Source organism: Streptomyces sp. NPDC002054 (genome assembly GCF_040296685.1).
In the GTDB taxonomy this organism is placed as follows: Bacteria; Actinomycetota; Actinomycetes; order Streptomycetales; family Streptomycetaceae; genus Streptomyces.
Window position 1 is genome coordinate 28,506 of the sequence record NZ_JBEOXT010000020.1, and the last position, 12,544, is coordinate 41,049.

10 protein-coding genes and 1 riboswitch are annotated in these 12,544 nt (G+C 72.9%); of the genes, 3 read left to right on the forward strand and 7 right to left on the reverse strand.

The features are described from left to right. Window positions 1-4: 4 nt before the first annotated feature. On the reverse strand, window positions 5-2,518 hold the full coding sequence (locus ABT123_RS20270) for a SpoIIE family protein phosphatase (protein WP_351316296.1): 2,514 nt from the start codon (window positions 2,516-2,518) through the stop codon (window positions 5-7). A gap of 149 nt (window positions 2,519-2,667) precedes the next feature. Here ABT123_RS20270 and ABT123_RS20275 point away from each other — a divergent pair, with 149 nt between their 5' ends. From ABT123_RS20275 to ABT123_RS20285, 3 genes are read left to right on the forward strand one after another with little or no spacing between them, the layout of a single operon-like run. Beyond that, window positions 2,668-3,420, forward strand: a complete 753-nt coding sequence (locus ABT123_RS20275; protein WP_351316298.1) for a response regulator transcription factor — start codon at window positions 2,668-2,670, stop codon at window positions 3,418-3,420. Next, complete coding sequence (locus tag ABT123_RS20280; protein ID WP_351316299.1) at window positions 3,417-4,535, forward strand: sensor histidine kinase; 1,119 nt, start codon at window positions 3,417-3,419, stop codon at window positions 4,533-4,535. The genes ABT123_RS20275 and ABT123_RS20280 overlap by 4 nt, the downstream gene beginning before the upstream one ends. Before the next feature lie 20 nt (window positions 4,536-4,555). Continuing rightward, the gene (locus ABT123_RS20285) at window positions 4,556-5,092 is read left to right on the forward strand and encodes a hypothetical protein (protein ID WP_351316302.1); all 537 of its coding nucleotides are present in this window, start codon (window positions 4,556-4,558) and stop codon (window positions 5,090-5,092) included. Window positions 5,093-5,139: 47 nt separating this feature from the next. Here ABT123_RS20285 and ABT123_RS20290 read toward each other — a convergent pair whose 3' ends face one another. The 6 genes from ABT123_RS20290 to ABT123_RS20315 form a co-directional block, all read right to left on the reverse strand. After that, window positions 5,140-5,913: an enoyl-CoA hydratase gene (locus ABT123_RS20290; RefSeq protein ID WP_351316305.1), complete on the reverse strand. Its 774-nt coding sequence runs from the start codon at window positions 5,911-5,913 to the stop codon at window positions 5,140-5,142. Next, window positions 5,910-6,812, reverse strand: coding sequence for a 3-hydroxyisobutyrate dehydrogenase (gene mmsB / locus ABT123_RS20295; protein ID WP_351316308.1), 903 nt, complete (start codon window positions 6,810-6,812; stop codon window positions 5,910-5,912). The genes ABT123_RS20290 and mmsB overlap by 4 nt, the downstream gene beginning before the upstream one ends. After that, window positions 6,809-7,876, reverse strand: coding sequence for an enoyl-CoA hydratase/isomerase family protein (locus ABT123_RS20300; RefSeq protein ID WP_351316311.1), 1,068 nt, complete (start codon window positions 7,874-7,876; stop codon window positions 6,809-6,811). The genes mmsB and ABT123_RS20300 overlap by 4 nt, the downstream gene beginning before the upstream one ends. Then, window positions 7,873-9,027, reverse strand: coding sequence for an acyl-CoA dehydrogenase family protein (locus tag ABT123_RS20305; protein ID WP_351316313.1), 1,155 nt, complete (start codon window positions 9,025-9,027; stop codon window positions 7,873-7,875). Before ABT123_RS20305 ends, ABT123_RS20300 begins: the two co-directional genes overlap by 4 nt. Then, window positions 9,024-10,523, reverse strand: coding sequence for a CoA-acylating methylmalonate-semialdehyde dehydrogenase (locus ABT123_RS20310; protein ID WP_351316316.1), 1,500 nt, complete (start codon window positions 10,521-10,523; stop codon window positions 9,024-9,026). The genes ABT123_RS20305 and ABT123_RS20310 overlap by 4 nt, the downstream gene beginning before the upstream one ends. A gap of 188 nt (window positions 10,524-10,711) precedes the next feature. After that, window positions 10,712-10,824: riboswitch (cobalamin riboswitch) on the reverse strand. Window positions 10,825-10,862: 38 nt separating this feature from the next. Next, window positions 10,863-12,278 (reverse strand): short-chain fatty acyl-CoA regulator family protein, encoded by a 1,416-nt coding sequence (locus ABT123_RS20315; RefSeq protein WP_351316319.1) that lies wholly within the window; start codon window positions 12,276-12,278, stop codon window positions 10,863-10,865. Window positions 12,279-12,544 lie beyond the last annotated feature (266 nt).

The following is a 12,544-nucleotide window of genomic DNA, read 5'->3' on the forward strand; positions in this document are numbered from 1 at the left end:
CGGCTCAGTCGGTGGCGTTCCACAGCTCCTCGAAGCTCGGCAGAACCGGCGGGGCCGGTTGCCCCTCCGGCCCCGCTCCCGTACCAGGGAAGGACTGCTCGGCCCAGATCGTCTTGCCCCGGTCGTGGTAGCGGGTGCCCCACAGCTGGGTGAGCTGGGCGACCATGAACAGGCCCCGCCCGCCCTCGTCCGTCTCCAGCGCGCGCCGGACGTGCGGGGAGGTGCTGCTGCCGTCCGAGACCTCGCAGATCAGCTCCTGATCGCGGATCATCCGCAGCCGGACCGGTGGACTGCCGTACCGGACGGCGTTGGTGACGAGCTCGCTCACCACCAGCTCCGTGTTGAACTCCAGCGCCTCCAGGCCCCAGACGGCCAGCTGGCGGGTGGCGAGGGACCGGGCCCGGGCCACCTCCTCCGGTACGCACTCCAGGTCCCAGGTGGCGTGATGGTCCGGATCCAACCCGTGGACGCGCACCATCAGCAGGGCCGCATCATCGTGCTGACGGGCCGGCAGCAGCCCGGTCATCAGATGGTCGCAGCCGGCCTCCAGGCCGGCCGGGCCGATCCGGAGCCCGGACAGTGCCGCACACAGCCGGTCGCGCCCGGTCTCGCTGCTCTGGTCCTGCGCCTGCACCAGACCCTCGGTGTACAGCACGAGCAGATCCCCGTCGGCCAGCGTCGCCGCGCCGCTCTCGAAGGGCAGTGCGGCCCGTCCGAGGGCCGGCCCGTCGGGCAGTTCGAGCAGTTCCACCGTCCCGTCCGGCGACACCCGGGCGGGCGGCGGATGGCCGGCCCGGGCCAGCCCGCAGTGCCGGGTGACCGGATCGAAGACCGCGTACAGGCAGGTCGTACCGGCCGCCCCCGCACCCGTGAGCCCCTGGCCGTGTTCGTCGTGGAACCGGTTGACCTGGTCGTCCAGCCGGCTGAGCAATTCCTCGGGTGCGAGGTCGAGATCCGCGAGGGTCCGTACGGCGGTCCGCAGCCGGCCCATGGTCACCGCCGAGTGCAGGCCGTGCCCGACCACGTCCCCCACCACCAGCGCCACCCGGGCCCCCGACAGCGGGATCACGTCGTACCAGGCGCCCCCCAGCACGGCGTGACCGCTGGCGGGCGCATAGCGCGCCGCGGCCTCCACTGCGCCGAGCGTCGGCAACTGCTGGGGCAGCAGGCTGCGTTGGAGGGCCAGGGCGGTGGTGCGCTCGCGGGTGTACCGGCTCGCGTTGTCGATGCAGACGGCGGCCCGCGCCACGAACTCCTCGGCCAGCATGACATCGTCGGGTTCGAAGGGGTGCGAGCTGCCGGTGCGGACGAACACGGCCGTGCCGAGCGCCGCCCCCCGCGCGAACATGGGAACCAGCAGCCAGGAGTGCACCCCGAACTCCGCCACCAGAGCGGCCCGGCCCGGGTCCGCCGCCGCGAACTCGGTGACCAGCTCCGCCCCCGTCATCAGCCGCGGCTCACCGCCCGCCAGCGCGATCCGGGAGGGCGATCCCGGGGCCGAGGCGAGCACATCGACCTCGCCCATGGGGACCATCGCCTCGCTCCGGGCCGCCACCGCGACCGAACTCGCCGCCCGGCGCAGCGCAACGGATTCGGCCGCCGGGCCGGCGGTGGGCTCCTCGCCGCCGAACACCGGGTCGAGCAGGTTGACGTACGCATGGTCGGTGAACTGCGGAACCGCCACATCCACCAGCTCCTGCGCGGTCCGCAGCACGTGCAGCGTGGTCCCGATGCGGGTACTCGCGTCGTTGACCAGCGCCAGCCGGTCCTGCGCCCGGACCCGGTCGGTGGCATCGACCACCGCGTGCGCCAGCGCGATCAGCTCCCCGGACGGGCTGCGCAGCGGCAGGATCGACTCCGACCAGACGCGCTCACGCCCCTGATCACCCGGGGTACGCCCGCGCACCTCGGTCGCGATCAGGGCCTCGCCGGTCTCCAGGACCTGCCGCTGGCGCGCCTCGAACGCCGCCAGGTCCAGCAGACCGGGCGGGGCCACCTCCGCCATGGTGCGGCCCGCGAAAGGGACGTCCCCGAACGTGCCGGTACGGCGCTGCGCCTCGTTCTGGGCCAGGAACCGCAGCTGGGTGTCGAAGACGTCGATCACCATCGGGGATTCCGTGAACAGCCCCCTGAGTAGGGCGTAGCCCAGCTCCCGGCGCCGGGTGCCGGCCGCGTCCATGGCCTGGACCAGCCACAGCCGGTCGCCGCCCGTGCTGAGCAGGGGCCGCACCTGCAGGGTGACCTCGACGGGCTCGCCGCTGCGGTGCCGCAGGACGGCGTGCCCCAGCTCGACCACCGCATCCGCACTGCACCGCCCCACCAGCCCGCCGGCGTCCGACCGCGTGTACAGCAGATCGGCCGCCCGCTGCCCCTCGACCTCCTCCGCCGCCCGGCCGAGCAGGATCTCCGCCCCGGGACTGAGGCCGATGACCACACCGTGCACGTCCAGCAGCGCGTAGCTTTCGTCGCCGGGTTCGGTGAAGGCTCCGGAAGGGGCCAGGAACAGGGGGTCGCGCATCACTCCGCCCTACTTCTCCGTCCGAGGCAGCCACGGCACGGAGGATTCCGGGCGCGCCGGGCCCCGCTGCAATTGTCTCTTCGATCTACCTCCCGCGCAGCCCGGGGGACGTTGACCGACCCGGTGGCCCGGATGCGAAGCTGGGCCGCATGAGCAAGGAAATCCCCGCCCGGCACGTGCTGGTCGTCGAAGACGATCCGACCGTCGCCGAGGTCGTCACCGGCTACCTGGAACGCGCCGGCTTCGCCGTGGACCACGCACCCGACGGCCCCACCGCCCTCGGCCATGCCGAGCGCCGGTGGCCCGACCTGGTGGTGCTCGACCTGATGCTGCCGGGACTGGACGGACTGGAGGTGTGCCGGAGGCTGCGCGCCATTGCCCCGGTGCCGGTGGTCATGCTGACCGCGCGCGGCGACGAGGACGACCGGATCGCCGGGCTGGAGCTGGGCGCGGACGACTACGTCACCAAGCCGTTCAGCCCGCGCGAGCTCGTCCTGCGGGTGGAGTCCGTACTCCGCCGCAGCCACGGCGGCCCGGCCGCATCGCCGGCGCAGGCGACGGCCGCGGCGCCGGTGGAGTCGCCGTCGCGGGTGCTGTGCGGAGCGGGCCTGATCGTGGATCCGGCAACCCGCCGTGCCACCCGTAATGGCCGCGAACTCGCCCTCACCCTGCGCGAGTTCGACCTGCTCGCGCACTTCCTCGCGCACCCCGGCCGGGCCCACCGCCGGGAGGACCTGATGCAGGAGGTCTGGGGCTGGGACTTCGGCGACCTCTCCACCGTCACCGTCCACGTCCGCAGACTGCGGGCGAAGATCGAGGACGATCCCGCACAGCCGCAGCTCATCCAGACCGTGTGGGGCGTCGGCTACCGCTTCGACGCAGGGATGGTGGATGCCGCATGAACGACCTGCTGCTGATCGCCGCGTTCGCCCTGGGCGGGGCCGCCGCCGCCGGACTGCTCGGCGCCCTGGTGCTGCGCCTGCTGCGGCACCGCTCGGTCGCGGTCGCCCTTGCCGTGGTGGCGGCCGTGACCGTGACGGCCATGATGGCCGGCACCCTCGCGGTGGCCGAGGCGATGTTTCTCTCCTCCCACGACCTGACCGTCGTCACCCTCGTGGTGGCCATGGCCGCCGTCGTCTCCCTGGCCACTGCGCTGCTGCTGGGCCGCTGGGTGGTGGCCCGCAGTCGCGAACTCACCCGCGCGGCACGTGACTTCGGCGACGACGGGGCCTTCGCGGCCCCGGTCGTGCCGGCCACCGCCGAACTGGCCGCCCTCACCCGGGAACTGGCCGCCACCAGCGCCAGGCTCGCCGACTCCCGGGAACGGGAGCGGGCCCTGGAGACCTCGCGCCGCGAGCTGGTCGCGTGGATCTCCCACGATCTGCGCACCCCGCTCGCCGGGCTGCGCGCCATGTCGGAGGCGCTGGAGGACGGCGTGTCCGACGACCCGGGCCGCTACCACCGGCAGATCCGCACCGAGGTCGAACGCATGAACACCATGGTCGGCGACCTCTTCGAACTCTCCCGCATCCACGCCGGCGCCCTGACCCTCACCCCGGCCCGGATGTCGGTCCACGACCTGGTGGACGACGCCCTCTGCGGGGCGCATCCGCTTGCCGACGAACACGGCGTACGGCTGGTCGGCGGGGCGATCGAGCCGGTGCCGGTGGAGGTCGACGCCAAGGAGATGACGAGGGTCCTGGCCAACCTCCTGGTCAACGCGATCCGCCACACGCCCGCCGACGGGAGGGTCGCGGTGGACGCCGAATGCCGCGCCGACGCGGTGGTGCTGTCGGTGACGGACGGCTGCGGCGGAATCCCGGACGAGGACCTGCCCCGGGTCTTCGACACCGGCTGGCGCGGCAGCGCCGCCCGCACCCCACCGGCCGGCGCGGGCCTCGGCCTCGCCATCGTCCGCGGCATCGTCGAGGCCCACGCGGGCCGCGCGGCGGTCCACAACGTCCCCGGCGGGTGCCGCTTCGAGGTGACCCTGCCTTTGCCGGCCATGGCCGGCTGACCCGGATAGGCTTCGGTGCCATGAGCCGGCCGCTGCTGTTCCTCGACGTCGACGGACCCCTCAATCCGTATGCGGCGAAAGCCCAGCGGCGCCCCGAGGGCTACACCACCCTCCGCGTCCCACGGGAGGGCGACCCGGCGTGGGAGCACGGGGGACTGCGGGACCGGACGCAGCCACTGCGGGTGTGGCTCAACCCCGATCACGGGCGGGCGCTGCTGTCTCTCGGGTATGAGATCTGCTGGGCCACGGCCTGGATGAACACCGCGAACACATGGATCGGACCCGTACTCGGTCTGCCCGAGCTGCCGTTCGTCGACTTCGGCAGCGCCCTGCTCAACGAGCGCCCCGACGGCGTCCACTGGAAGTCGGATCCGTTGCTGGAGTACACAGACGGCCGGCCGTTCGCCTGGGTGGACGACGAGCAGGGCGACGCCGATCACACACATGTGGCTGCCCGCCACCGCGGATCCGCCCTGCTCCATCACGTCAATCCACGGATCGGCCTGCGGAACGAGGACTTCACCACCCTGGCGGCCTTCGCAGCGTCCATCGGCTGACGGGTCTGCTCGGTCTCCTTCAGCGTGCCGCGGGCCCCTGCCGGGCCTCAGCCGTGGACGAACCGCGGGGGACGCTTGTCCACGAAGGCGGACATGCCCTCCTTCTGGTCCGCGGTGGCGAACACCGCATGGAACAGCCGGCGTTCGAACCGGACGCCCTCGGCCAGGGTGGTCTCGAAGGCCCGGTTCACGGACTCCTTGGCCATCATCGCGACCGGCTTCGACATCCCGGCCACGGTCTCGGCCACCGACAGGGCCTCGGCGAGGAGCTCCTCGGCCGGGACGATCCGGGAAACCAGCCCGGCGCGCTCGGCCTCCTCGGCGCCCATGGTGCGCCCGGTCAGGCACAGTTCCATGGCCTTGGCCTTGCCGACGGCGCGGGTGAGCCGCTGGGAGCCGCCGATGCCGGGAATGACCCCGAGCTTGATCTCGGGCTGCCCGAACTTCGCGGTGTCGGCCGCGAGCAGGATGTCGCAGAGCATGGCCAGTTCGCAGCCGCCGCCGAGCGCGTACCCGGAGACCGCGGCGACGGTGGGCGTACGGACCTGCCCGAGGCGGTCCCAGGCGGTGAACCAGTCGGAGAGGTACATGTCCATATAGCTCTGGGGCCGCATCTCCTTGATGTCGGCGCCCGCGGCGAAGGCCTTGGCCGAGCCGGTCAGCACGATGCAGCCGACCTCCGGATCCCGGTCCAGTTCCTCCGCGGCGGCCACCACCTCCGTCATGACCTGGAGGTTGAGGGCGTTGAGGGCCTGCGGCCGGTTGAGGGTGAGCACCGCCACCCGGCCCTTGCGTTCCAGCAGGATGGTCTCGTACGTCATGCGGGTGTTCCGTTCTGCGGTCGCAGGGTTCGGACGATCGCGGAGAAGTCCAGCCCGGCGCCCTCCCCTTCGGCGAATGCGGCGTACATTTCGGCGGCCTTGAGGCCGAGCGGAGCCTCGACCCCGCCGGCTCGCAGCGCGTCGGCGGCCAGACCCAGGTCCTTGGCCATGAGCGGCGCGGCGAAACCGGGCCGGTAGTCGCGGTTCGCGGGGCTCGTCGGAACCGGCCCGGGGACCGGGCAGTTGACGGTCAGCGCCCAGCACTGCCCGGAGGCGGTGGAGGCCACGTCGAAGAGCGCCTGGTGGTCCAGGCCGAGGCTCTCGGCGAGCACGAAGGCTTCGCTGACCCCGATCATCGACACCGCGAGGATCATGTTGTTGCAGATCTTCGCGGCCTGGCCGGCGCCCGCCGACCCGCAGTGCACGACCTTCTTGCCCATCGCGGCGAGCAACGGCTGCGCCACGGCGAACTCCTCGGCCCCGCCGCCCGCCATGAAGGTGAGCGTGCCGGCCTCGGCGCCCACCACCCCGCCGGACACGGGTGCGTCCAGTGCCCGGTGCCCGGCGGCCACGGCCGCCTCGTGCGCCGTACGGGCGTCGGCCACGTCGATGGTGGAGCAGTCGATGAACAGGGTGCCCGGCCGGGCGGCGGCGAGCAGCCCCTGCTCCCGGTAGAGGGCGAGCACCTGCGCGCCGGCCGGCAGCATGGTGATCACCACGTCCGCCGCGCCGGCGGCTGCGGAGGCCGATGCGGCGGGCTCCACGCCGGTGGCGGCTGCGGCGGCCGACAGGGCGGGGACGAGGTCGAAGCCGAGGACGCGGTGCCCGGCCTTGACGAGGTTGGCGGCCATCGGGCCGCCCATGCGGCCGAGCCCGATGAACGCGACGGTGGCACTCACCAGGGCACCTCCTGGGGGAAGTCGGTTGCGGCGAGGCGCAGTTCGCGCGCGCCGAGCGGGGCGAAGAAGCGGTCCACCTCGGCCTCGCCGACCTCGGCGAGGGAGGACGGGGACCACTTCGGGCTGCGGTCCTTGTCGATGACCTGGGCGCGGATGCCCTCGACCAGGTCGGGGGAGGACAGCGCCGCACAGGAGACGCGGTACTCCTGCTCCAGGACCCGCTCCAGCGGGCCGAGCCGCCGGGCCCGGCGCAGCGCGGCCAGGGTGACCTTGAGCGCGGTCGGCGACTTGGCGGCCAGGGTGGCGGCGGCCTCCTCGGCGGCCGGGATGCCGGTGCCGAGGAGCCGGCGCAGGATCTCCTCCACACTGTCCGCCGCGTAACAGGGGTCGATCCACTCCCGGGCGTCGGCCAGCCCGCCCGGCGCGGGCTCCCGGACGTACCGGGCGAGGGCCTCGTGTACGGAGGTGTGGGCCAGGGCGGCGGCCAGTTCGGGCAGCTGGGCCGCGGGCACATGGTGGTCGGCGAGCCCGCACAGCAGGGCGTCCGCCGCCCCGACGGCGGTGCCGGTCAGCGCGAGGTGGGTGCCCAGTTCCCCGGGGGCGAGCGACAGCAGGTAGGTGCCGCCCACGTCGGGGACGAAGCCGATGCCGGTCTCGGGCATGGCGATCCGGGAGCGGTCGGTGACGATCCGCACGGTGCCGTGGGCGGAGATCCCGACCCCGCCGCCCATCACGATGCCGTCCATCAGCGCCACGTACGGCTTCGGGTAGCGGGCGATCCGGGCGTTGAGCCGGTACTCGTCGCGCCAGAAGTCCGCCGAGGCGGTGCCGCCGGTGCGCGCGTCCTCGTAAATCGAGCGGATGTCGCCGCCCGCGCACAGGCCGCGCTCCCCGGCTCCGGAGATGACGACGGTCTCGACGGCCGGGTCGTGCTCCCAGGCGGTGAGCGCCTCGTCGATGCGGAGCACCATGGCGTGGGACAGGGCGTTGAGGGCTTTGGGCCGGTTGAGGGTCAGGTACCCGGCGTGTCCCTCGGTGCGGACGAGCACGTGGTCGGGGCTCATCGCAGGGGCTCCGTGAGTCCGCGGGCGACGATGACGCGCATGATCTCGTTGGTTCCTTCCAGGATCTGATGCACCCGCAGGTCGCGGACGATCTTCTCGATGCCGTACTCGCTGAGGTAGCCGTAGCCGCCGTGCAGTTGCAGGGCGCGGTCGGCGACCGCGTACCCGGTGTCGGTGGCGAACCGCTTGGCCATCGCGCACAGATGCGGCGCCAGCGGGTCGCCCCGGTCCAGCGCGTCCGCGGCCTGCCGGACCAGCGCCCGGGCCGCGGCCAGCTCGGTGGCCATGTCCGCGAGCCGGAACTGCAGCGCCTGCGTGTCGAGCAGCCGCCCCCCGAAGGCCTGCCGGTCGGCCAGGTAGGCCAGGCTGCGGTCCAGCGCGCTCTGTGCGCCGCCCAGGGAGCAGGCGGCGATACCGAGCCGGCCGCCGTTGAGGCCGTTCATGGCGATGCGGAAACCGTCGCCCTCGGCGCCGAGCCGCCGGTCGGCGGGGATGTGCACGCCGTCGAGGACCACCTGCCGGGTGGGCTGCGCGTTCCAGCCCATCTTCCGCTCGTTGGGGCCGAAGGAGACTCCCGGGTCGCCGCGTTCGACGATGAACGCGGAGATCCCGCCGGGGCCCGCCGCCCCGGTGCGCGCCATCACCACGTACACATCCGAGGCGCCCGCACCTGAGATGAACTGCTTCACCCCGGTCAGGAGGTAGCCGTCGGCGGTGCGTTCGGCCCGGGTCTGCAGGCCGGCGGCATCGGAGCCGGCGCCCGGCTCGGTCAGGCAGTAGCTGGCGAGGGATCGTGCCGTGCACAGGTCCGGCAGCCAGCGGGCCCGCTGGGCCGGGTTCCCGTACCGGTCGATCATCCAGCCGACCATGTTGTGGATGGAGAGGTAGCCGGCGATGGAGGGGCAGCCGGTGGCGAGGGCCTCGAAGACGAGGACCCCGTCGGCGCGGCCCAGGCCGGATCCGCCGTGCTCCTCGCCGACGTACACCCCGCCGAGGCCGAGCTGTGCCGCCCGGCGGATGACGTCCAGCGGGAAGTGCTTGTCCCGGTCCCAGTCGAGGGCGTACGGGGCGAGCTGCTCCTGCGCGAAGTCCAGGGTGGCCTCGGCCAGGGCGAGCTGGTCGGGGGTGAGGGTCGTGGTCACCGGGCTCATCCCATCGTGGGGATGGTGAAGCTCGCGCCCTCCTTGACCCCGGAGGGCCAGCGCGAGGTGACGGTCTTGGTCCGGGTGTAGAAGCGGATCGCGTCCGGCCCGTGCTGGTTCAGGTCGCCGAAGCCGGACCGCTTCCAGCCGCCGAAGGTGTGGTAGGCCACCGGGACCGGGATCGGGACGTTGACGCCGACCATGCCGGTGTTGACCCGGCGTGTGAAGTCCCGGGCGGTGTCCCCGTCCCGGGTGAAGATCGACACGCCGTTGCCGTACGGGTGCTCGCTCGGCAGCCGCAGCGCCTCCTCGTAGTCGGCGGCCCGTACGACGCACAGCACCGGGCCGAAGATCTCCTCGCGGTAGATCCGCATCTGCGGGGAGACGCGGTCGAAGAGCGAGGCCCCGGCGAAGTAGCCGTTCTCGTGTCCGGGGAGGGTGAACCCGCGCCCGTCCACGACGAGTTCGGCGCCCTCGGTGGCGCCGATGCCGACGTACCGGTTCACCCGGTCGAGCGCGTCGCGGCCGACCAGCGGGCCGAAGTCGGCGTCCGGGTCGTCGGAGCGGCCGATGCGCAGGGTGGCGATACGGTCCTTCAGGCGTGCCACCAGGGCGTCGGCGGTTTCCTCGCCGACCGGCACGGCCACCGAGATCGCCATGCAGCGCTCTCCGGCGGAGCCGTATCCGGCGCCGATCAGCGCGTCCACGGCCTGGTCGAGGTCGGCGTCCGGCATCACGATCATGTGGTTCTTGGCGCCGCCGAAGCACTGGGCGCGCTTGCCGTGGGCGGCGGCGGTGGCATAGATGTGCGCGGCGATCGGGGTGGAGCCGACGAAGCCGAGGGCCTGCACCCGCGGGTCCTCCAGCAGGGTGTCGACCGCTTCCTTGCCGCCGTTGACCACATTGAGCACACCGGGCGGCAGACCTGCCTCCAGGAAGAGCTCGGCGAGCCGCAGCGGCACCGAGGGATCACGCTCCGAGGGCTTGAGGATAAAGGCGTTGCCGCAGGCCAGGGCCGGGGCGGCCTTCCACAGCGGGATCATGGCCGGGAAGTTGAACGGGGTGATCCCGGCGACCACGCCCAGCGGGCTGCGCAGCGAGTGCACGTCGATCCCGGTGCCGGCGTTGTCGGTGAACTCGCCCTTGAGCAGGTGCGGGATACCGGCGGCGAACTCCACCACCTCCAGGCCGCGCTGGATGTCGCCGTGCGCGTCGGCCACGGTCTTGCCGTGCTCGGCGGACAGCAGCCGGGCCAGCGCATCGCGCTCGCCCTCGACCAGCTGGAGGAAGCGCAGCAGCACCCGGGCGCGGCGCTGCGGGTTCCACTGGCCCCAATCCGCCTGCGCCTCCTCGGCGTTGGCGATGGCGGCCTCGGTGTCGGCGCGCCCGGCGAGCGGGACGCGGGCCTGGACGTCGCCGGTGTTGGGGTCGAACACGTCGGCGAAGAGCCCGGAGGTTCCGGTGGTGTGCTTGCCGCCGATGAAATGGGTGAGTTCACGGACCATGGGTGCCTGCTCTCGTCAGGTTGGATCCGGGGATGGCGCGGCAGACCGGCGGTCGCGCCGGGTGGGGCGCGCCGCGGGGAAGGCCGTGGGACTACGAGCGTGCGAACGGGTGCGCGCGCTCCGCCGGATCACCGAGGTCGTGGATACGGACCGGTGCCATGCGTGTCTGCTCCATCCTCGTGGACAACAACACAGAACATTCCGCGGCCGGTATCTGACTTCCGGGGGACACCCCGTTCACAGTGGCGGGACCGTGCCGGATTCACACCGGCTTCCCTGCACCGCGGACCTTGTGCCACGAACATATAGTTGGACGTCCTAGTAAGTCCACCCCCGGCTTCACGGCGGCGGAGGCACGGCCACCGGGTATGGCACGAAGGTGCTGCGGTGTTCGTCGATGGCGAGGGGGCGGCCGAGCGGGGGTGCGGCCCGTTGCGGGCATTCCAGGCGTTCGCAGATGCGGCAGCCCATGCCGATCGGGGTGGCCGCCGCGGTGTTGTCCAGGTCGAGGCCGTCGGAGTAGACCAGCCGGGCGGCGTGCCGGATCTCGCAGCCGAGGCCGATGGCGAAGGTCTTGCCGGGCTCGCTCCAGCCGCCGCGGTGCCGGGTGACGGTCCGGGCGGTCCACAGGAAGCGCTGCCCGTCGGGCATGGCGGCGACCTGGACGTGGATGCGTCCGGGGGAGGCGAACGCCTCGTAGACGTTCCAGAGCGGGCAGGTGCCGCCCGCGCGGGAGAAGTGGAAGCCCGTCGCGGACTGCCGCTTGGACATGTTCCCCGCCCGGTCGACCCGTACGAAGGAGAAGGGCACCCCGCGGTGCCGAGGGCGCTGGAGGGTGCTGAGCCGGTGGCAGATGGTCTCGTAGCCGAGGCCGAAGTGGTCGGTGAGCAGCTCGATGTCGTACCGGGCCGCTTCGGCGGCGGCGTGGAAGGGCTCGTACGGCAGGATCAGTGCGGCGGCGAAGTAGTTGGCGATCCCGATCCGGGCCAGCGACCAGGCGGCCGACCCCTCCTCGAAGTCCTCGGAGGCCAGCGCGGACAGGGCGGCGCCGTGTTCCAGGAGGGCGAGCTGGGTGGCCATCCGGAAGGCCTGCTGGCCGGGGCGGAGCCGGGCGGACAGGTGCAGGGTGCGGCGCGCGGGATCGTAGCGGTGCAGGCTGTCGGCGCCGGCCGACAGGTGGACGCGGTGGCGTTCGGTGAGCCGGGCCGAGAGGGCGGCGAGCACCGCGCCGGGCCGGACCCCGATCTCGGCCGCCAGCCGGCCGGCGGCCAGGTCGGTCTCGTGCAGATAGTTCTGCCGGCGGTAGAAGAACTCGCGGATCTCCTCGTGCGGCGGGCGCGGCCCGGCGCCCGGCCCGGCCGGACCGCCGCGCCCCTCCGCGGCCTCGGCGAACCGCTCCGCCAGGGCGAGGTTGCGCCGCCCCAGGTCGAGCAGGACGGCGGCGACGGCGGGCAGCCGCTGGACGAGTTCGGCCAGGTCGGCGGGGGAGACCCGGCCGGCGGTGATGTCGTCCGCCAGGGCCTCGCGCAGGTCGGCCACCGCCCGGGCGCTGTCGCGCTGCGCGAAGAAGCCGGGGTCCACGCCGAAGGTCTCGGTGAGCCGCAGCAGCACGGGCACGGTCAGCGGCCGGGAGTCGTGCTCCATCTGGTTCAGGTAGCTGGGGGAGATCTCCAGCATCCGGGCCAGCTGGGCCTGGCTGATCCCGCGCTCCTCGCGCAGCCGGCGCAGGCGGGCACCCGCGTAGGTCTTGCTCAAGCTGGACTCCTACCGATGAGTAGGCGGGGCGAGTAGGGGGTGAGTCTAGGCGGCGGACGCCCGGAGCGCACCCTTCGCAAGATTGGCAATTCTGCGGCACAAGATGCGCAGAACTTGGCATGGCGCCATGCTTGATGGCACTGGGTGCCACTGCCAGAGTCGTACTGCGGCCCGCCGGACACGGCCGGAGCGCAGGACAGAGGACGACATCCGCCCTGACGTCGCCCTGGCGATTCCCGTCATTCCTGCCATCCGGCCCTTCCGGG

Excerpts from the sequence above, each read along its gene's own strand:
- ABT123_RS20270 (WP_351316296.1), bottom strand. The coding sequence starts at position 2,518 with ATGCGCGACCCCCTGTTCCTGGCCCCTTCCGGAGCCTTCACCGAACCC.
- ABT123_RS20275 (WP_351316298.1), top strand. The coding sequence starts at position 2,668 with ATGAGCAAGGAAATCCCCGCCCGGCACGTGCTGGTCGTCGAAGACGAT.
- ABT123_RS20280 (WP_351316299.1), top strand. The coding sequence starts at position 3,417 with ATGAACGACCTGCTGCTGATCGCCGCGTTCGCCCTGGGCGGGGCCGCC.
- ABT123_RS20285 (WP_351316302.1), top strand. The coding sequence starts at position 4,556 with ATGAGCCGGCCGCTGCTGTTCCTCGACGTCGACGGACCCCTCAATCCG.
- ABT123_RS20290 (WP_351316305.1), bottom strand. The coding sequence starts at position 5,913 with ATGACGTACGAGACCATCCTGCTGGAACGCAAGGGCCGGGTGGCGGTG.
- ABT123_RS20300 (WP_351316311.1), bottom strand. The coding sequence starts at position 7,876 with ATGAGCCCCGACCACGTGCTCGTCCGCACCGAGGGACACGCCGGGTAC.
- ABT123_RS20305 (WP_351316313.1), bottom strand. The coding sequence starts at position 9,027 with ATGAGCCCGGTGACCACGACCCTCACCCCCGACCAGCTCGCCCTGGCC.
- ABT123_RS20310 (WP_351316316.1), bottom strand. The coding sequence starts at position 10,523 with ATGGTCCGTGAACTCACCCATTTCATCGGCGGCAAGCACACCACCGGA.